General features: G+C 52.3%; 14 protein-coding genes. 3 read left to right on the forward strand and 11 right to left on the reverse strand.

Translation table 11 applies throughout. The features are described from left to right. Positions 1–6 precede the first annotated feature (6 nt). The 11 genes from CRO74_RS17280 to CRO74_RS17330 form a co-directional block, all read right to left on the reverse strand. Positions 7–915: a glycosyltransferase family 2 protein gene (locus tag CRO74_RS17280; RefSeq protein WP_097127383.1), complete on the reverse strand. Its 909-nt coding sequence runs from the start codon at positions 913–915 to the stop codon at positions 7–9. After that, on the reverse strand, positions 912–2,396 hold the full coding sequence (locus CRO74_RS17285; protein ID WP_245877891.1) for a flippase: 1,485 nt from the start codon (positions 2,394–2,396) through the stop codon (positions 912–914). The genes CRO74_RS17280 and CRO74_RS17285 overlap by 4 nt, the downstream gene beginning before the upstream one ends. Positions 2,397–2,463: 67 nt before the next feature. Beyond that, the gene (locus CRO74_RS17290) at positions 2,464–2,808 is read right to left on the reverse strand and encodes a cupin domain-containing protein (protein WP_097127385.1); all 345 of its coding nucleotides are present in this window, start codon (positions 2,806–2,808) and stop codon (positions 2,464–2,466) included. After that, positions 2,808–3,791: an NAD-dependent epimerase/dehydratase family protein gene (locus CRO74_RS17295; protein ID WP_097127387.1), complete on the reverse strand. Its 984-nt coding sequence runs from the start codon at positions 3,789–3,791 to the stop codon at positions 2,808–2,810. Before CRO74_RS17295 ends, CRO74_RS17290 begins: the two co-directional genes overlap by 1 nt. Further along, positions 3,788–4,570 (reverse strand): WecB/TagA/CpsF family glycosyltransferase, encoded by a 783-nt coding sequence (locus tag CRO74_RS17300; RefSeq protein WP_097127389.1) that lies wholly within the window; start codon positions 4,568–4,570, stop codon positions 3,788–3,790. The genes CRO74_RS17295 and CRO74_RS17300 overlap by 4 nt, the downstream gene beginning before the upstream one ends. Positions 4,571–4,611: 41 nt before the next feature. Further along, complete coding sequence (locus CRO74_RS17305) at positions 4,612–5,289, reverse strand: sugar transferase (RefSeq protein WP_097127390.1); 678 nt, start codon at positions 5,287–5,289, stop codon at positions 4,612–4,614. A 78-nt stretch (positions 5,290–5,367) separates the two neighbouring features. Beyond that, positions 5,368–7,671 carry a GumC family protein gene (locus CRO74_RS17310; protein ID WP_097127392.1) on the reverse strand — a complete coding sequence of 768 codons (2,304 nt, stop codon included), beginning with the start codon at positions 7,669–7,671 and terminating at the stop codon, positions 5,368–5,370. Between the two features lie 33 nt (positions 7,672–7,704). Then, the gene (locus CRO74_RS17315) at positions 7,705–8,517 is read right to left on the reverse strand and encodes a polysaccharide biosynthesis/export family protein (protein ID WP_179830231.1); all 813 of its coding nucleotides are present in this window, start codon (positions 8,515–8,517) and stop codon (positions 7,705–7,707) included. Positions 8,518–9,270: 753 nt separating this feature from the next. Continuing rightward, positions 9,271–10,740 (reverse strand): right-handed parallel beta-helix repeat-containing protein, encoded by a 1,470-nt coding sequence (locus CRO74_RS17320; RefSeq protein WP_097127393.1) that lies wholly within the window; start codon positions 10,738–10,740, stop codon positions 9,271–9,273. Between the two features lie 75 nt (positions 10,741–10,815). Beyond that, positions 10,816–11,712 (reverse strand): glycosyltransferase family protein, encoded by an 897-nt coding sequence (locus CRO74_RS17325; protein ID WP_097127395.1) that lies wholly within the window; start codon positions 11,710–11,712, stop codon positions 10,816–10,818. A 650-nt stretch (positions 11,713–12,362) separates the two neighbouring features. Beyond that, positions 12,363–12,743: a LytTR family DNA-binding domain-containing protein gene (locus CRO74_RS17330; protein WP_097127397.1), complete on the reverse strand. Its 381-nt coding sequence runs from the start codon at positions 12,741–12,743 to the stop codon at positions 12,363–12,365. A 212-nt stretch (positions 12,744–12,955) separates the two neighbouring features. Here CRO74_RS17330 and CRO74_RS17335 point away from each other — a divergent pair, with 212 nt between their 5' ends. The 3 genes from CRO74_RS17335 (at position 12,956) to CRO74_RS17345 (ending at position 19,171) form a co-directional block, all read left to right on the forward strand. Next, entirely contained in the window at positions 12,956–13,756 is an 801-nt protein-coding gene (locus CRO74_RS17335; RefSeq protein ID WP_097127398.1) for a hypothetical protein, read from the forward strand. Positions 13,757–14,034: 278 nt separating this feature from the next. Continuing rightward, complete coding sequence (locus tag CRO74_RS17340) at positions 14,035–17,742, forward strand: NPCBM/NEW2 domain-containing protein (protein WP_097128655.1); 3,708 nt, start codon at positions 14,035–14,037, stop codon at positions 17,740–17,742. 175 nt (positions 17,743–17,917) lie between these two features. Then, on the forward strand, positions 17,918–19,171 hold the full coding sequence (locus CRO74_RS17345; RefSeq protein ID WP_097127400.1) for a hypothetical protein: 1,254 nt from the start codon (positions 17,918–17,920) through the stop codon (positions 19,169–19,171). Positions 19,172–19,383: the final 212 nt, after the last annotated feature.

Consider the following 19,383-nt stretch of genomic DNA (forward strand, 5'->3'; position numbering starts at 1 on the left):
CGGGTCTTATTTATGCATGAATCGATAAAGCCGAACCGTGAAAATGGATTCGGGGCGTTTGCGGAAGTTGTTCAGCAGGCTGTCGAAAGCCGCTTCGCCGTAGAGCAGGAAGTTATACAGTCGGTTCTGTCGTTTCTCTTTGGCTTGTTGCAGCGTAGCCCGGATAGACCATTGCAGGAAAACGACGATGCCGTATTTACTGCCGTACATGTTCTGGAAAATGCGTCGCTGGTTCCGGACAGCGTAGTACTGTTTCCATGCACCGGGCCAGGGAATGCCGTTCCGGTCGAAGGAGGGCGGATGGTAGAATACCGATGTTGGCACAGTAACCACCGGAAAGCCCATTTTCTGGGCGCGGGTCATGTATTCCACTTCGTCGCCCCAGATGAACAGTTTCTTGTCGGGGATACCAATGGTCCGGATCACCTCCGCGCTGATGAGTGTGCCGTTGAAGAGCGACGCCACGCCATACACCAGGTCGAACTGGGTCATGTCGGTCACTTTCCGAAAGCTCTGATTGGGCCGGTCGACGTAAAACGCCAGTTCTTCGTGGTCTTTGACGCTGATGGACACGCAGTTTTTGATGGCTGGCCCGATATTGGGCGACAGCAGCAGGTTTTCGAGCGCATCCGGGGCCGCAATGCAGTCGTCGTCCATGCACCAGATGCCGTCGAAACCATCCTGAAACGCCCGTTCGATACCCGTAGCAAAGCCCCCGGCACCACCCAGATTGGCCTGCGTCAGTACCGTGAGCCCCGGCTGGCTTTTCAGCCACTCATCGGTGCCGTCGGTACTGCCATTATTGACGACATAGATCGCATCGGTCCGGCGGGTCTGCTTGTGCAGGCTCGACAGACAGATTTTCAGATCGGTTAGTCGGTTATAGGTCACAACAACTGCGGCTATTTGTTTCATGATTGTTGTTTAAACAGGACCGCCAATCGGCTCTTGCTGAATGTTATAGCTTCCTGTAAGTAACTGAGCTTCACTACCTCGATGCCTTTGTAGCGGAGGTAGACGTAGAATGATGTGGTAACGAATGCCTCGGTAATGACCCACGAACAGGCCACGCCCACGTGACCGAAGCGTTGAATGAAGAGAGCGTTGAGCGATAGACTCACGATGGAGCCTACCGCCGAAATCCTGAAGAATGCTTTGTCCATACGCAGGCTGAGCATGGTATGAACGCCGAATAGATTGTTAAGCCCCAGTGTAATGGGCAGCAGGGCCACGATGCGCAATACCAGCACGGCCTCCTCGAACTTGGCCCCGTAAAACATGGAAATGAAAATGGGCGCAATGAGCCAGATGCCCGCCGAAACCAGCATCATCAGGAGTGTAACGGGGAAGAAAATGGTCCGTACGATGGTCAGCCCTTTCTCTTCGCTTTGCCCGAAGGCGTTGGCTACGATGGGGAAAAAGGCCTGATTCAGCGCCAGCGACACAAACGCCTGGGCAATTCCCACAATCCGGGTCCCGGCCGAAAAAATGCCTACGTTGTACGGCGTGCTGAACATGCCAAGCAGGAAGATGTTCGACCCGGCGTAAATGGTAGCCACCACCGAGGTGAAGAACAGCGTGCTGTCATCGCGGAACCGCTTCGTCATCTGGGCCATCGTTGGCCAGGAGAAATGGATGTTGAAGCGTTTGACGGCTACAAAGAAGGCAACGAAACTCACCATCACCTGCGATAAGCTCAGCGACAGGTTCTGGTAAACATAATCTTCCGGCTGCTGGATAAAGATGAACACCGTGAGCGTGACCAGTACCTTGATGATGGTGTTGAACAGCGCCACCCGCCCCAGATTTTCCATGGCCTGGTAGAGCCAGACCGGAAAAAATACGATCCCGATGGTGCCAATGTAGGTGCAGATGTGCAGCCAGTAGTGCGCCCGGAACTCATCGACAAACGAAGAGATGACAGCGAAAATGATCGTCGAAACGACCCATAATGCCGATTTTCCGAAAATCACCTCGCTGAACACCCGGTTTTTCACTTCGGCATTGTCGCGGTTGGCGGCAATCGCCCGCACCGAAGCCATGTCGAAGCCGTAGTTGATGAGCAAGGTAAAGTAGGCAACGAATGCCTGCGAAAAGTTGAGCAGTCCCAGCCGCTCCGGCCCGATGATGCGCACCACGTACGGCACCGTGAGCAGGGGCAACAGCATGTTTGCCACATGCAGACTAAAGAGCGACGCCACATTGACCGCGAACCGCTTCAGGATGGGTTTCGATAAAATATCCTGTTTGCGGGGAGCGGGAGCAGGTGCCGTTTCTACCGCGCTGGAAGATGAACCCGCATAGGCAGCCCGGTCAGTTACCCGGATCGAACTCTCTGCCTGGTCGGTCAACTCACCAGCCGCCATACTTACGGAGCCTACTTCTTTACTAACCATATACTGTTGTTTGTTAATGACTTGTGTAGTTGGGCGGTCGGCTGCTGCCGTGGGGTTAGTACTTAATTCAACTCGTGGCAACCCCGAAGTAAACGTACTCCAGCGGGTCGTCGCCGGTGGCTTCCAGCCGGTGCGAGACACCCGCCGGAATCCGGACAAAAACACCGTGATGCAGCGGAATCGTCTGGTCGTCGACTACGTAAATGCCTTCGCCTTTGAGGAAGAAAAAGCACTCTTCCATGGTGGGATGCGTGTGTAGTTCGCAGTAATCCGCCTTCGTAAAAATGCCGTAAGCCACCTGCGTTACGTTGGTTGGCGTGTCGCTGTTCCGAAGGAAAACCTGCTTTGCGCCCTGAGCATGAGCGGTTAGCTCGCGCTCAAGGTGCAATAGGGAGGCTGTTATCCGTTCCATCAGGCTTCGACCGGTTCGAGGACTTTCTTCTGGATCTGTTCCGAAATCCAGTCGTAGGTTTTCTCAACGCCTTTGCGCAGTGGGGTCGACGGTGCCCAGCCCAGTTTTTCCTGGATCAGGTGGTTGTCCGAATTGCGGCCCCGTACGCCCAGCGGCCCCGGAATGTTATTGATCGAGAGGCTCTTGCCCGAAATGTCGATGACCATTTTGGCGAAGTCGTTCAGCGAAATCATCTCTTCCGAGCCGATGTTGACCGGTCCCGAAAAATCTGACAGCATCAACCGACGAATACCTTCTACGCACTCGTCGACGATCAGGAAGGAACGGGTTTGTTTGCCGTCGCCCCAGATCTCGATGGAGCCGCCATCTTCGGCCATGGCTACTTTCCGGCAAACGGCAGCGGGTGCTTTTTCACGACCGCCGTCCCAGGTACCCTGTGGGCCAAAAATGTTGTGGAAACGGGCAATGCGGGCTTCGATGCCGTGGTTTTTCTGGTAGGCCAGAAACAAGCGCTCCGAGAACAGTTTCTCCCAGCCGTACTCGCTGTCGGGGTTAGCCGGGTAAGCCGACTCTTCCGAGCATTTCGGGTTGTTGGGGTCCATCTGGTTATGCTCCGGATACATGCAGGCCGACGAGGAATAGAAAATCCGTTTCACGCCTTTGTTCTTAGCCGCTTCGAGCACGTTGAGGTTACAAAGCACCGAGTTGTGCATGATGGCCGCGTCGTTGGTGCCCGTAAAGACAAAACCGGCACCGCCCATATCGGCCGCCAACTGATAGATTTCGTCCAGATCAGATGTGATCACCTCATTTGCAACCTCCGGGTCTCGTAAATCGCCAAGGATGAACTCGTCGGCATTCCGGTTTTCGTATTCATTTTCTTTAACATCGACTCCACGAACCCAGTATCCTTCTGATTTGAGTCGATTAACGAGGTGGCCGCCAATAAAGCCACCAGCACCACAGACGAGAGCTTTTTTCATACTTGTTGATTTGCCGAAGCAGTTGATTGTTTAACGGGTGAGATAAGTTCTTTTATGTTGAGCAGGATAAAGAGCGGTACAATTTCTAAGTATCTCTTATAGAGTCGTTTGGGTTCGGCCATGAGCCGGAACAGCCATTCCAGCGACATCCGCTGCATCCAGCTCGGAGCCTGCGCTACGCGGTCGGTGTGGAAGTCGAAAGCGGCCCCCACCGTTACGATGAAGTTGACGTTGACCCACTGGGCCAGCCGCCGGGCAAAGCGTTCCTGTTTGGGCGTACTCAGCCCGATCCAGACGATGTTAGCCCCCGAGCGGTTGATGGTTTCGGCCAGCTCCTGAAACTCGCCGTCCGTCAATTCGCGGAAGGGCGGACAGTAGGTGCCGCTGATCTGGTAGTTGCCAAACTTGCGGCCCACGGCTTTTTTTAGCTCGTCGGCAACCCCTTCCTGACCTCCGCAGAAGAAGTGCTTCACCGATTTGTCGGCGCTGCTCTCCATCACGAATTTGAAAAAATCGGGGCCGTAGCACCGGGTCATCTGTTTGGCGCCTTTCATCTTGCCAACCCAAACACCGGGCATACCGTCGGGCAGGTTCCAGTAAAAGGAATCCAGCGTAGCCTTGAATTCGGGTTCTTTGAAGGCCGTTACCAAGCCATGGGCGCCCGTGGCGCTGATGCATTTGTTTTGTTTAGGCAGTACCGGGTCGCATTGCCCGATAATGTCCTGCACGGCAGACGGGAGCCCGGCGTCGTACAGCTTCACTTGTAGTACTTTTGTCATCGTACCTGAGTTAATGGGTGATTGGATAGGATTACTGAGAATTACCAGGCGTTTTTGTTGCCACCAATGGCCGCCTTAACGGTCCACCAGCAGATTTTGGCATCCAGCCGGGTCGACTGCCGGTTGATGTACAGGTGGTCGTAGCGAACGCGGACCTTCATTTTGTACAGCTCACCGGTTTCGCCCCGTGCCCCGCGTGCCTGCGCCAGCCCCGTAATGCCGGGTCGGACGGAGTAGCGTTCCTTGTAGCCCGGCATGGTATGCCAGTGTTGGGCATCCAGCGGAATGGGGTGGGGGCGGGGGCCAACAATGCTCATGTGCCCGGCCAGTACATTGAGGAACTGCGGCATTTCGTCGAGATTGGTCCGTCGCAAAAACCGTCCGATACGCGTTATCCGCATGTCGTTGCGGGTTGCCTGTTTAAACTGGGCATTGCGCTCGTAAGCCATCGTCCGAAATTTCAGGCAGGGGAATACCTTGCCATTGCGCCCCGTCCGGGACTGCACGAAGATGGCCGGACCCGGAGAGGTCAGTTTTATCAATAGGGCAAGTAGAGGTATAAGCCAAATAAGAACTGATACCAAAACGATGCTCGCAACGAACAGATCGAATCCGCGTTTTTTGAGCCCCTGAACAATACGCTTCGTTGTGTAAGGTCTGGCCTCACCATCGTAGCTTAGATATACATGAAAAGTTTTTCCGTCGGTAGAAGCCTGCATAGGAATCTCCAGTTTCTGGGGTGGACAAGTGAGTAATCCAGCATCCAAAGTAAAGAGCCAGCTAGTGTGGCACCGGGTTTAGCGGTATGAGTAGCTATTCTTGTACTTGCTGTTGAAATGGTAGCCATCGCCACCACCCACGGCATTAAGAATGATGCTCATGTTCTGGAATCGGTGCTCGCGGTGGAGCATATCCAGAATCTTGAGGCTTTCTTTGGGCGTTACGCCGTGCCGTACCACAAACAGGGTGGCGTCGGAATACGGAGCAATCGCTTGGGCATCCGTAACGATACCCACGGGTGGCGCGTCGATGATGACGTAGCGGAATCGCTCCCGAAGTTCACCAATGAGCTGTTTCAGGTTCGGGCCGCTCAGGAGTTCCGACGGGTCAGGGGGTAGCGGACCACTGGGAACGATAAAGTAGTTGGGATAGCCCGGCACCGGCTTCAGAATGTCGGCCAGGGTGGCTTCGCCGTTCAGGTAGTTGCTGATGCCGACCGAATTGTCGATGTCGAAATGCTGGTGCAGGCGGGGTAGCCGCATGTCCATCTCCAGAATGACTGTGGGCTGTTTCAGCAACGCCATGCTGGCACCCAGATTTAGCGATATGAACGATTTGCCCTCGCCACTGATGCTGGACGTAAAGAGCAGCACCTGGCTATCGGTCGATTCGCCCCGGCCAAGGTGGAGGTTGGTCCGGATGGTTCGGATCTGTTCAGCAATGACCGAGCGGTTATTAGGGGCCACAATCAGTACGTCGCGGTTACGCTTGTTCATGATCTCGCCCAGGATGGGTACCTGCGTTACGTCTTCAACATCGTTCCGGCGCAGCACTTTGGTGTTCAGTGCGCCTTTACCCGCCACAGCAGCCGTTGGTACCAGCAAACCCACCAGTGCAAACAGGGCATAGATGACAATGCCCACTGGCTTCACCGGTCCCAGACTGCTTTTGGCAGCATCGATGGTGCGGCTGTCGGCAATGGCAGCGGCAAAAGTAACGGCCATTTCTTCGCGCTTCTGAAGCAGGTAGGTGTATAGGTTATTCTTGATGGTCTGCTGCCGGGTAATGTCCAGCAAGGCCCGCTCTTTCTGGGGAACCGTCCGGATAACGCCCTCCAGCCGGGCATTGGTGGCCACGTACTGGTCTTTAGACCGGTTGAGCATGGACTTCATCGTACGGATGTTCTGCGCGATGTTGTTCTGCGTATTTTTTATCTGCTGATCCAGCGACTGAAGCTTGGGGTTCTGGTCGCCACTGGTTTGCCGTAACTCGTCCCGCTGCAATTCAAGCTGCGACAGTTTGTCGATTTGGTTGAGCAGAACAGGATCGCCCAAGCCAACCGTAGCGGGCGTGCTGCCCCGCTTGTCGGCGCGGGTGCTTACGAATTTGTCGAGGTCTTCCAGCGCGGCCAGTTGAATGTTTACCTGGTTGAGCTGAGCGTCGTTCTGGGTGGTCGTTTGCATGATCGACTGTGCCTGTGCGCCCAGGTCGGTGATACCCAGCGTCGATTTATAGGTTTCAACGTTTTTCTCAACCGTCGCCAGTTCGCCGGATACGATTTGTAGTCGATTCTCAACGAACTTGAGGGTGTTGTCGGCTACTTTGTTCTTGTCGACGAGGGAGGCCTGATTGTATTCGTTGATGAGACTATTGAGCACCGCTTCGCCTTTTTTGGGAACGGCGTCTTCGAGCGTCAGGCGAATCACGGTCGAGGTTTTGCTGGTTGGCTCGGCTTTTAGGTTGTCCAGATACATCCCAACGGCCGCTGCGAGCGGTATCGCCTGTACAATCACAGGCTCCGTTTTTGGGCTGATTGGCTTGCGGGTTAGAATGCGTAACTGGCCGTAAGGCGTTCCAATCCGCTGATTTAGAGGATAGGTTCTATCATTAATTCGGACGGATTTATTATCGATAAACGATAGGGTAAGTGGTTTTTTGTACAAAGCTTCATCGCCTTCTTCAACAAGCACCCAAACCGGCGATTCGGTGTAGATTTCCCGTTTGCCGAAAGACGCTTTCCGGAAATACCGGGCGTCGAGGTGCAGGTTGGTCACAACCCGCTCCATCAGGGTAGAGGAACGAAGCACTTCCAGTTCGTTTTCAACTACTTTTTTGGGCGAGTAGACTTCCAGTTCCTTCAACGGGTTGGTTTGTCCGCTCCCTTTTTTCTCATCCTGGAGCATCAGGCTTGCCTGAATGCGGTAAACCGGTTGTTTGTAGAGCAGGAAAACGTACGCACCCACCAAGGAAAGCGCCAGCGACAACGCAAACCAGGGCCAGTAACGAAGGTAGGGAGCCAGATGCGTTCGAATCGGAGAGCCGCCGGGGTCGACTACCTGATAAGAAACATACGATTGGTTGGTTTTTGTATTCATACTCATTAAGTCTACGTTGAGAGGTAAGTGTTGGTCCGGTTAACGCCGGGTCGCAATGATGGCAATGATTGACAGAATACCCGTCAGGATGGGGGCCAGCTGATAGGCCCGGTCTACACTGGTTGCTCTGGCTTTACCGGGTTCTACATACACAATATCGTTGGGGTGAAGTGTGTAATAGGGCGACCGGAAGGCGTCGCGTTGGGTGAGGTTGAGCCGCGTAAAAATTCGCTTGCCACCCTCCTCCCGGATAACCAGTACGTTGTCCCGCCGACCGTAGATCGTCAGGTCGCCGGCGAGCCCCAGGGCTTCCGGAATGGTGATCTGTTCGGTTGGGATGGTAAACAGCGCTGGCCGCGACACCTCACCCAGTACGGAAATTCGGAAGTTCAGGTTGCGCACATTGACAGTTGGTTCTTTGAGGTAGTTTTTTAATTTACTGCTGATTAAGTCACCTGCTTTGGCATTCGTCAGACCAGCGACCGCCACCTGACCAATCAGCGGCAGTTTGATCGTGCCATCATTGGCAACCACATAGCCTACTGTTCGGGCCAGTGGGTTGGTGCCATTGGCCGTTGCGGCAGCTTCGGCCATGGATACCGGATTGAAATAAGCCGATGCCTCGGCGTTGAGGCTGCTCACCTGAATGGAGAGCACATCGCCTTTTTTTATCGTTGGAATGAAGGGTTCTGCTATCGCTATTGTATCGTCTTTGCTGGTTGCCCCCTGAAAATAGACCAGTTTCTTGGCGGATGTACAGCCGTCCAGCGAAGCTATTGAAAGTAAAATGGCTGCTAAGGCGGCCCAGGTGGCTACCCGTGCGTGTACTCTCTTACTCGTTCCCTTACTCATTCTTAAACGTTGGTTGGTCATTCTACTCAATGCTTCAGGGAGAACAAGGCTTCCTGAAGCGTATAATCAGTCATTGTCCTTTCAGATATGATCTGGTAGCTGATAATCAGCAATTGGTTAAAAGAGGTTCTAAACCCGATGATTGGTGAAAATGGAACTACAGTTTGCTGGTAGCAGATGGCTGTAGTGTGTACTGTAAGAGTACGTTTATGATGGGCGCACGGTGGATTGCAAAGGCATTGACTGGTGTGTTCAATTCTTTACTTGATTATTTACCGAATGTAAAGCCGGGATAATTGAAGACAAAGGATGATGAGTGAGCGGCTGAAATTCAGGGGTTAATAAACGGGAGATATTTGTATGTGTGTATTGTGATGTGTTAACAATTTAGGCCTAATAATGAGCTAACGTTAATACAATCATTGGATATAATGAAGTTTTTTTTGACTAATACTTACTAATACCGATTTAGAAATTAACGTAGCCTTTAGATAGTTTACAGGTAAAGTTATACCACTAACAGAAATTGTACTATACTAAGGATGGTACTATACTTATAAAAAATTAAACTATTTGAAAAATACCAAAAAGGCAAGGCGTTGGTTATACACGTGGGCCTGTAAAACTAATTGTAAAGATTAGCTGAAAAGAAAAACTACAAGAGACCGTAAAGCACAAATCGTCTGTTGGGGTTGAATCAACAGACGATTTGGTAAATGGAAAAAAGCGGAGAATAGGCTAGCTCGCTATAAATCAGGGAAGTAGATTGCCTGATTCATCATAGTTCATCGACGCCTTAACACTGCCTCCCAGCACAGCATCGTAAGGCTTGCCCCCACTCCCCTGAATCAGCTTGTTGTTTGTGAGAACATTATTCGTGGCTTTACTGCCATACGCCATAAGCGTAGCCTGATTGCCGGGATTGGTTTTATTGGAAATTGTATTGTTGATAAATGTATTATTCGGTGAATTGTCGCAGATGATCGCTTTGTTGGCGGCACTTTCTATGACGTTTTCGGTGAACAAACCACCCGCTGTAGAGTGGGCCAGTTCCAGCATGCCGGTCATGGAAAAGGTGTTTTTCGTGAACTGAATGGCCCCTCCGTTGAAAAACTGAATACCACCCGTAACGGTGCCCACGGTTCCATTGCCAGAAACGATCATACCGCCAATTATTGTCCCCCCGTTTTTGTCTGGCCCGCTTCCATCATTCGAACCCGTCAGAAACTTATCGAAAACGCCTTCAAACTTGTTGTTGATAATGCTGACGTTCTGGGCGGCTCCGGCAATCTCGATACCAAACAGGCTGCAGTTTTTAAGGTAGTTGTTCGCAACGGTAAGCTGGTCCAGCGGTCCGGATAAGGAAATGCCGAAGCGGCAATTCGAAAAGCTGTTGTTGCTAACCGTTATGTTTTTGCCCGCATAGACATTATAGTTGTCATGGTTGAAAATCTCGCAGGCCATTCGCTTTGCCTGAACGGTGTTGTTGCGTACCACGATGTCCTTACCAGTTCGATTGGCCTGTATTTTTACCGTGAGCCAGTTGGTACTGTCTTTTGCAGCCGCATCGTTGCCTGCACAGTTCTGGATGGTCAGGTTAGTAATGGAAGGCCCGTCGATGTAGATGGTACCATAAGTACCCTTTTCCTGCGAGCTTGTAATCCAGGACAGGCCATCGATCAGAATGTCGTTTAACGGGATTTTCGGATCGTCGGGATTAACCAGCGAGATATAGGATTTGGGCAGCTTGATCGTCACCTTGCCCGGATTGGCCCGAATGGCGATGTTGCTTTTCAAATGAACCGGCGTGGTTTGGGTGTAGGTGCCGTCCGGAATGGTCAGGTCACTAACGGCCGTAACGGCAGTTTGTAACTCAGGACCTATGTCCGTATCCGCTACATCCACCCCAAACCAGTAAGCACTGGCAGAACCGCTATAGGCTCGCTTGTAGCGGTGGCCCTTAGTCGTAACGAGCGTGGTGCCCATGTTATCGGAGCTGCTCATGTCGGCTTCGTCGAGCGTGAAAACACCTTCCCGGCCCGCGTCGGTAACCCGGATTCGGCTGGGAATCGGGTTTTCGTGGAAGAGCCTCACCTGCGCAATGCTCATGGTATCCTCCCGCTGAACAACGGTTTCCGGAACAGGATCGGCTGGTTTACAGTAAGCCAATAGGCTCACCGCAGACACGAATAAGCTTATCTGAAATATGCTTGAGTTCTTCATAGTTGTTGTCAATAGATCAATCCGGGCGGTGAAAAACCGCCCCCCTGCCCGAATAAGCCAGGGGGGCGGTGACCATTAGCGCATACCGGCAATGGTTTTCAGTCGGTTAAAAATTCGAATGGGCACACTGTACCGACGCAGCGTTTGCTGGTGGTAATAGTCGGTCGTTTGTACTAGTCTGGGGAAGGTAAAGACACGCTGCGTACCGTTGTCAAGGTCCGTTTTATAGCGATTGTAGATGTTGGTATGGGTGGCTTCTTCGCCAAAGCCAATGTTTTGCACTTTTGATTTTGTTGGATAAACCGTTAGGCCATTGCCTTTGAACCGGTTGAAACAGAACCGGATATCCCAGGCATCGGCCCGGCCTTCCATCTGGTCGCGCAGCATACCGAGTAGGTCAGACCCACCCTGCATAAATGCTTTTTGCTGTTGTTTGTCCCGGATAAACGCCGGATACTCGTGCATATCCCAGTCGATGGATTCCCAGCGGTCGGCCCAGGTAGCCCAGCCCCACGGACTATGGCGCGGGATCATGTAAGCGTCCGTTTCGTGGGTTAGCGGTTTTTGAAAGGGAAAGGTATAGCCCGCCACCGAATATACGCGCTTGTTGAGGGCGTATTGGCGGAGTCCCTGGTTCATAAAATCCAGGAAGTTAGGCGACGTAATCAGGTCATCTTCAACGATAATCGCGGTTGGATGCCTGGCCAATACGTAGGATATACCCCGGATAACCGAATCGGCACAACCGATGTTGGTTTGGGCGTAGTCCCGCTGAATGGTTCGAAATCCCGTAACGCTGTCTAAAAGTTGCCGGACTTCATTGACTTTGAGCCAGTCCTCGGGACGCTTCGGCGCATCGGCGAAGATATAAAGATCACTTTCCGACGCCAGGTAGTTTGCCTGTAGGGCCTGGATCGTTGCTTTAAGTTCATGAGGACGCTTGAAGGCAAATAAGATTACCGGTGCATTCATAAAATCGAAACGTTTGAGTAGTAGAACAAGCCATTAATGAAAAGACAAGGTCGATGGGTAAGGACGCGTTCCTGAGTCCTGTTGCGCTCAGGTTTTCCAGCCTTTAGCCGCCATTTGGTAAGCAGGCAGATGTTCAACGGTACACGCCTGAAAGGGCTGGAGCAACAAGTGATGTACTAAAGAGTACCAACAGCTACATAGAGTAGGCTCACCCATCTATTCATATTGGTGAAAACAAAGGCGGTAAGTAGCCCGGAGGAACCCCCTGATTTTTGCCCTGTTTGACTGAATGCCTACTATAAAGCTAGATGGGTAGTTTGTGAGAACAAAAAAGTGGCCTTCAGCAGCCCTTCCTACTGATTAAATTAACGGCCTTCTTTTATATATCTCTGATCGCTAAATGGATCTATCTACTTGGTGAAGGAATTAATTGGTAAACAAAAAATTGAACTTTGCCACTATATAATAGGCTGTTGCTTGATTATGCCTGTTAAGAAATTAACTCTGTTTTGACGGTATCCTGCTCAGAACCTTCGTGTATGGACTTCGCCAAAACAAAAAAAGCAATCGTCCTGTAGTGTTAAACAGGCAATTGCTCGGGTGGTGTAAATGGTAAACGCGTATTAGCGGTTTGCTCGCTGACAGATCGTTCAATCGGCCAGGGGGTAATCAGACAGGTCATCCGGCATGTCATCCAGCTGCATTTCCTGCCTAACGATCAGGGTAAGCTGAGCCGCTGTGTAAAGAAGCCGATCACGGGAAACGGGTATGACGGTGTCGTCGAGCAGCCGTACCCAGCCCGACCGTCCTTTTTTCTGGACAAATTCGCGGGCGTACGCTGGATTAATGATGGCAGAGCGGTGAATTCGTACAAAATTCAGATTTTGCTCAAACCAATGAAGCGGCTGAGTGATTGTTGTAATGGTGCCGTTCTGAAAATGAACCCGGGTGTAATTTGCATCGCCTTCCAGCCATACAATAGAACTTATGTGGACCTGGTGTGTGTAGCCTACTAATTGAATGGTATCCATATAGAGCTTGTTGAGTTGCTTCTATATACGTATTGTATGTAACGCTGGTTTTCGTTAACTGGTGGTAGTTTAAAGGGGTTTCGCCCTAGTTAACTGGTTTTGTGAGCATACGGTAGCTATGGAATAGATGCTTATATTTACTTGAAAAGGTACACTAAAAAGGCTGTTACGTCTAAACTATTTATTATTCGTAGCTATTTATCAGTAAAACTATGGAGCTATCCAGTCGCCAACCAAGTCTGAAGATCAGTCAATCGACACTTATATTTACACAGGCAACTGTTGACAAACCCTGCTATTTGTTGCTAACCGTTGCGCAACAATATGCAGATTCTCCCGTAACAATCGAGACAGATTCTCCGGACCATTTTCTGCTGGCAACGGACGATCAGCCGATTTATAAGCCTAAACTTACCTTTGTACCATCGCCGGAAGGCACGTATGTACACGTACGTTATATGTCTTCACAAAGGGCAACAATACAGGCACTATTGACTGTTCAGTCGCCTTATGCGACTCAGACGGTCGCTCTGAAAGGTCGGACGGCGGGTCTGCTGGCAGTTGTGCAAAAGGCCATACCCACCCGAAACCTGCCCCAGTTGGCCAGCGGTACTGAGCCGCATACCCGCAAACGATGGATTGCGCTTGGCCTAGTCGCGGTTCTAAGCGGCCTGGGCTACGCTGGCGTTATGTACCGGTGCGAAATTTTTCCCGGTTTATGTCAGCCTACATCGGTCAGTGAATCAACCGTTGAGCAGTCCCCGGCGCTTCCAACCGACTCATTGACAATCAACTTGGCCGATGATGCCCCTTCTTCAGGAAAACGCCCGTCTGTTGAGGGAACCACTTCGCAGCCGACCGCGAAAGCCGTAGCAGAAAGCGATATTTCCCCAAAAGCAGTTACCCAGCAAAAAGAAACGAAAGCAGTTAACCGCCAGAAATCCGACTCGACAGTGCTTGATCAGGAGAGTGACCTGGAGCGGGAGCTGAATGGCAAACCAGGCACTAATTAAAAGGCTTTCCTATTTCTTTTTTAAACGGCCTAAGTTTCACATAGCCAGAAGGTGAGTAGTAAGTTATTCGTATACGTCATGCGGTTAATCGGAGCATGATGTATACCTTTTTTACGGGACGGAAATAGATTTTGTGCCAGTTTATTTCTTCGCGTTTTTTTAATCTACATACCGTTTAATAAACAAATCCTTCGGCTTATCTTGCGTTGACGGCTCTGCAAACGGAGCCGTCGGTCGAACGCATTACTCTTTTTATCCGCTGGTTTACTTTATTAAATATGTTCCAAAAATCCATTGGTGAGCACCGTTCGTGTGCCCGTTCACCACTTCTTTTTACCCTCATTCTTCTTTTTTGTACGCTCTGCCAACCTGTACTTGCTCAAACGACGTATTATGTCGCTAACTCGGGGAGCGATGCCAACAGCGGCAACTCGGAAGGGACGCCGTTTCAGACGTTGGCTAAAGTCAACAGCCTGGCCTTACAACCGGGCGATGCTGTGTTGTTTCGGCGGGGCGATACCTTTCGCGGCAGTCTGGTTATCCGGCAGTCCGGTGCGCCGGGCAGGCCCATTGTGATCGATGCCTACGGGGCCGGGGGTAAACCGGTTCTCGCCGGGTCGGTGCCGGTGACCAACTGGGCCAATCTTGGCAATAACATTTGGCAGGCCGATTGCCCATCCTGCGGAAGCCGGGTAACGGGTGTGTACCGAAATGCCACGGCTTTACCACTGGGCCGCTACCCGAATCTGAGCGATGCCAGCAAAGGCTACCTGACTATCCAGTCGCACAGTGGTAAAACACAGCTTACCAGTCAGCAGGGGCTCGCGGCCAACTGGACGGGGGGCGAAGCGGTTGTGCGGCCCAATCAGTGGATTCTGGACCGGGCGGCCATCACCCAGCAAAACGGAAACACCCTGGCTCTGGCCAATACCAGCAGCTACAACCTGGCCGATGGCTGGGGATTTTTTATCCAGAATCACCCCGCCACGCTGGATCAAACCGGCGAATGGTATTATAACCCGGCTACCAAAACGATTCAGCTGTTCGATAATCAGGGCAATCCGAATAGCCAGTTTATGACGGCCACGGCGTTCAACGAAGGAATAAAGCTGGCGGACGTATCCTACATAACGGTGCGCAATGTTAAGATCGCGGAAACCCTCAGTAGTGGCATTGCCGTTACGGGCGGGTCGAATTTCACCTTCTCTGGCAACGATATCACCAATTCCGGCGAGGATGGCGTCACAATTATTGGCTCGGGAAACACCGTAGTGGCCGAAAACAACCTGATCGAAGATGCCAATAGCAGCGGCTTCTACATTGGTCCGTACCAGAACTTTACGTTTCGGGGGAATACGCTTCGGCGGATCGGGACGCTGCCCGGTCGGGGGAAAAGTGGTGATGGCACGTATTCGGCCCTGCAATCACTGTGTACCGCCAATACCCTGATCGAAAACAACGTGATCGACAACATTGGCTACAGCGGTATTACCGTTGTGACCAACGCCACAGTGCGGTATAATCAGGTGTCGAACTTCTGTCTGACAAAAAGTGACGGGGGCGGTATTTACACCTGGAACGGAAGCGGCAGCAGCACCGGTGATCTGCACATTGTGTCGAATATCGTGTTCAGTGGCATCGGAGCACCGGAGGGAACACCCGGCGGGGCTTATTCCGGCGCCAACGGTATTTTTCTGGACGACTGCTCGAAGAATATAAACGTGCTCAACAACACCTCCTTTGGCTCGAAAGGGATGGGCATTTTTCTGCGGGGCGTGTCCAGCATTACCGTTAAAGGAAATACGAGTTTCAACAATACGGAAGAGCAACTCAAACTGGCCTATAACGGGGCCTGTGCGTTACGGAACAACATCGTTGAGAACAACATTCTGTTCAGTCGTCTGGCTAATCAGGTGGTAGCTGCTTATGAATCGAACGGAAACGATCTGGCGAGCTACGGCCAGTTCGATTACAACTACTACGTGCGGCCGTTCGAAGATTTGTTCAAGATTCGGGCCGTTTATAACCCCGGCTCCGGGCTAACCGGGGCCGAGCTGTCCCTGAAAGCCTGGCAGACGCAGTTCGGGAAAGACGCCAACTCGGCCAACAGCCCGATCACGTATAAAAGCCAGATCGTTGGCCAGACGGGAGCCAGCTTACTGACCAGTTCGTTCTCGGGCGATGCCGGGGGGTGGAGCGTCTGGTCGCCAGCGGGCAACGGCCGGGCCGACTGGGATAACACCAGTCGACTCGATGGTGGCTCGCTTCGCCTGGCATTCAGCAACAGCCAGCCGGATTCGTACCTGCTGGCCACGGTAAAGATTGGTACCGTTACCAAAGGAAAATCCTATCAGTTGCTGTTTGACGGAGTGGCGTCGGCCGATGGCAAGAAAGTGGAAGTGTACCCCCGGCAGCTGTCGGGTAGTTACCGAGACCTGTCGCCCCGCACCCTGTTATTGATGGGCACTGCCCGCCAGACGTACGAAGCCGTTTTTACGGCCACGGCCGATGAGTCCAATGCCATTCTGGTGGTGCAGGTAACCGGCGACGGACAAACCGCCTGGATCGATAACGTCCGGTTGAAAGAAGCAACACTTACCACCGTAAACCCGGACGACTACATTAAGTTAGTCTATAACGCAACCAGCCAGGATAAGACCGTGGGTTTGGATGGTTCGTACCGGGATGCGAAAAATACGGCCTACGCCAATCAGATAACCCTGTCGCCTTTCTCGTCGGCAGTGCTAATGAAGGAGATCAACCCGGCCGCAACGCCCGTCGTAGCCTTGCGGGAACCGGAAAACCCGGCGAACGCCACAGCCGGGCTCGACTATCAGTATTACGAAGGCTTCTGGAACAACCTGCCCGATCTGAATGGCCTCACGCCCGCAAAGTCGGGAAATGCTCCCCGTGTCGACCTCTCGGTGCGTAACCGAGCGGAGCAGTACGCCCTGCGTTATACGGGCTATGTTGACGTACCGGCCGATGGCAGCTACACGTTTTATACCTCTTCCGATGATGGCAGCAAACTCCTGATCGGAACAACGGAGGTGGTTGCCAACGATGGCGTACACGACGTGATCGAGAAATCCGGCAGTATCGGTTTAAAAGCGGGCAAACACGCCATTACCCTGCTTTATTTTCAGGCTGGCGGTGGTCAGTCGATGATCGTTAGTTACGAAGGCCCCGGCCTGGGCAGGCGGGAGATTCCGGCATCGGCTTTTTATCGGGTCACTACCGGAACCAGTGGCGTCTATCTCTCCGACCTGAACTGGACAACGGCCAGCAACGGCTACGGTCCCGTAGAGAAGGATCGCAGCAATGGTGAAGCCAACGCAGGCGACGGCCGGACTTTAACCCTTAATGGCGTGACGTACCCTAAAGGGCTGGGTGTACATGCCGCTTCATCTATTACGTATAGCCTGAACGGTCAGTACACGCACTTTCTCTCCGACATTGGTATCGACGACGAAATCCCCAACGGGAGTTGCGGGTCGGTTACGTTTGAGGTCTACCTCGATGATGTGCTGGCTTACAACAGTGGGCGAATGAATCCCGCCATGCCCACCAAATCCATTGATCTGGATGTATCCGGTAAGCAAACGCTGCGGCTGGTGGTAACAAACGCGGGCGATGAACCCACCTGCGACCATGCCGACTGGGCCGGGGCCAGATTAACCGGTTCGGGAAGCGGCCGCATCGCCAACCGTAGCGCCGAAGAATTCCCGGCCGAACTGGCGGTGCTGGTTTACCCCATACCCGCCCGCGACGAAGTTCAGGTGCGCTACCGAACACCGACTTCCGGCGATGTGAGTGTACAACTGGTCAATACAGCCGCTATACCGGTCATTCAGCTACGCCAACCGGTGTCGGTCGGTGAGAACCTGATTCGGCTCCCCGTTGGTGAACTCAGGCGCGGTTTCTACGTGCTGACGGTGACGCAGGATGGTAAACGGTTCACCCGAAAAGTGATCCTGGCGGAGTAGAGGGAGGGTGTAAAACCGGGAAACTTCACCAACTATATTATTGTTGATCATATAGACAGAAAATCCTTGTTAATCTGGCCGGAAAAGCGTTAATTTTACCTTTGCGTTTCGTCAGGGTATTCGCCAGATAACCTGATTCCCGTCAGTCAACCACCGTCTTTTTACAAACCAGTCAATGATCATGGCAATGGGGGCCTATGTCGATCAGAAGAGCCCCGTCAACGAAATAAACAGTTATCAAAAAACCTATACGGTAGAACAGGCCGAAGCGGCTAATGAGTCCTTCGACCTGGCCGTCAAACAATTTCTGCGCGACTGGATTGAGCAGGGAACCGTTTCAACCAAGAGTCTGGAAGGTATCGGCGATACCGAAGAATTCGTCGAACACGGTGCCCTGCGTAGTTTCTTCAAACACCGGGACGATGCCTTTGAACGCCTGCTTGAGCAGGAGTCCATAGCCCGGCATTTACTGCGGCCCATTGACGAAGTGTATTTTCAGGGGGATGCCTACGAGCCCTTACTCGCCAAGTTCGAGAAGCGCATTTACAACATAGCCGCGCATCGGGAAAACCTCGAAGTTCCGTTCCGCTATAGTCCCCTGAGCCGTCAGGGCGATCACGGCGACACGCTTCAGTTGATCGATGCCAATGGCAATCAGTCGCACGAAGACATTGGCGTCTATTTTGGTACCCGCCGTACCGATAGCACCGCGCTGGCTATTCTGGCCCACCAACTGCGTTGGGAAGCCCTGTCGCCGTCCGAAATGCCCATCCATGTGGTTACGGAAGGCTACATGATCGACTCGATGCAACGCGTTAAAGCCATTGCCGAACAACTGGGCGAACAGGGCGTAACCGCCCCCCACTGCTTCGTTATCCAGCGTCGACATGCGGCCGACGACCGGCATCTGGGCACTGCTCTGCTGGTTATGAACCCGCAGGTGCCGTCCGTGCCCCAGCGCATTATTTTCTGTGATACGCTCAGCACCGGTACGCGCCCGCCCTGGTGGGATAAATTCAGGCATAAAGTCGATCTTGTGTTTCCTCAGCCCGAAGGCTACGAGCCCGTTTCGGCCCGGCTGGAAGATGGGGGCGTAAAGCTCCAGCGGTTGCACGACGGCGTACCCGTTCGGCATCAGGACATCGACTGTGCGTTTTATACCTCCTCCATGTGCCGGGCGCTGATTCAACTGGTAAAGGCCAGCCCCGACCTTATCCTGAACGGCTCAATCGACGCCATTGTCGATCAGATGACGGAACGGATGCCGGAGTATTACGAACAGCCCAATCAGCCGAAAGAACCTGCCATTGTTCGGGAAGTCAATGTGATCCGCCGGTGGAATACCGGTTGGCAGGCGTTGAAAAATATGATGCAAAACCGCCTGACCGACCTCGTCGCGCAACTGTCGAGTAGTCAGGTTGTCAGTTAGTTGGTAAGTTAATAGGAAGTTAAGAGGTTGTCAGGAAGTTGTCAGAGAATAGTCAAGAAATAGTCAAGAAGTAGTCAGGAAATAGTCAGGAAATAGTCAAGAGGTTGTCAAGAGTAGTCAAGAAGTAGCTAAGAGAGACCTTAAGAACTACTTCTTGACAACCTCTTGACTACTTCCTGACAACCTCTTGACTTCTTGACTACCTTTTGACC

Origin of the sequence: Spirosoma fluviale, assembly GCF_900230225.1 — a bacterium.
Classification (GTDB): Bacteria; Bacteroidota; Bacteroidia; order Cytophagales; family Spirosomataceae; genus Spirosoma; species Spirosoma fluviale.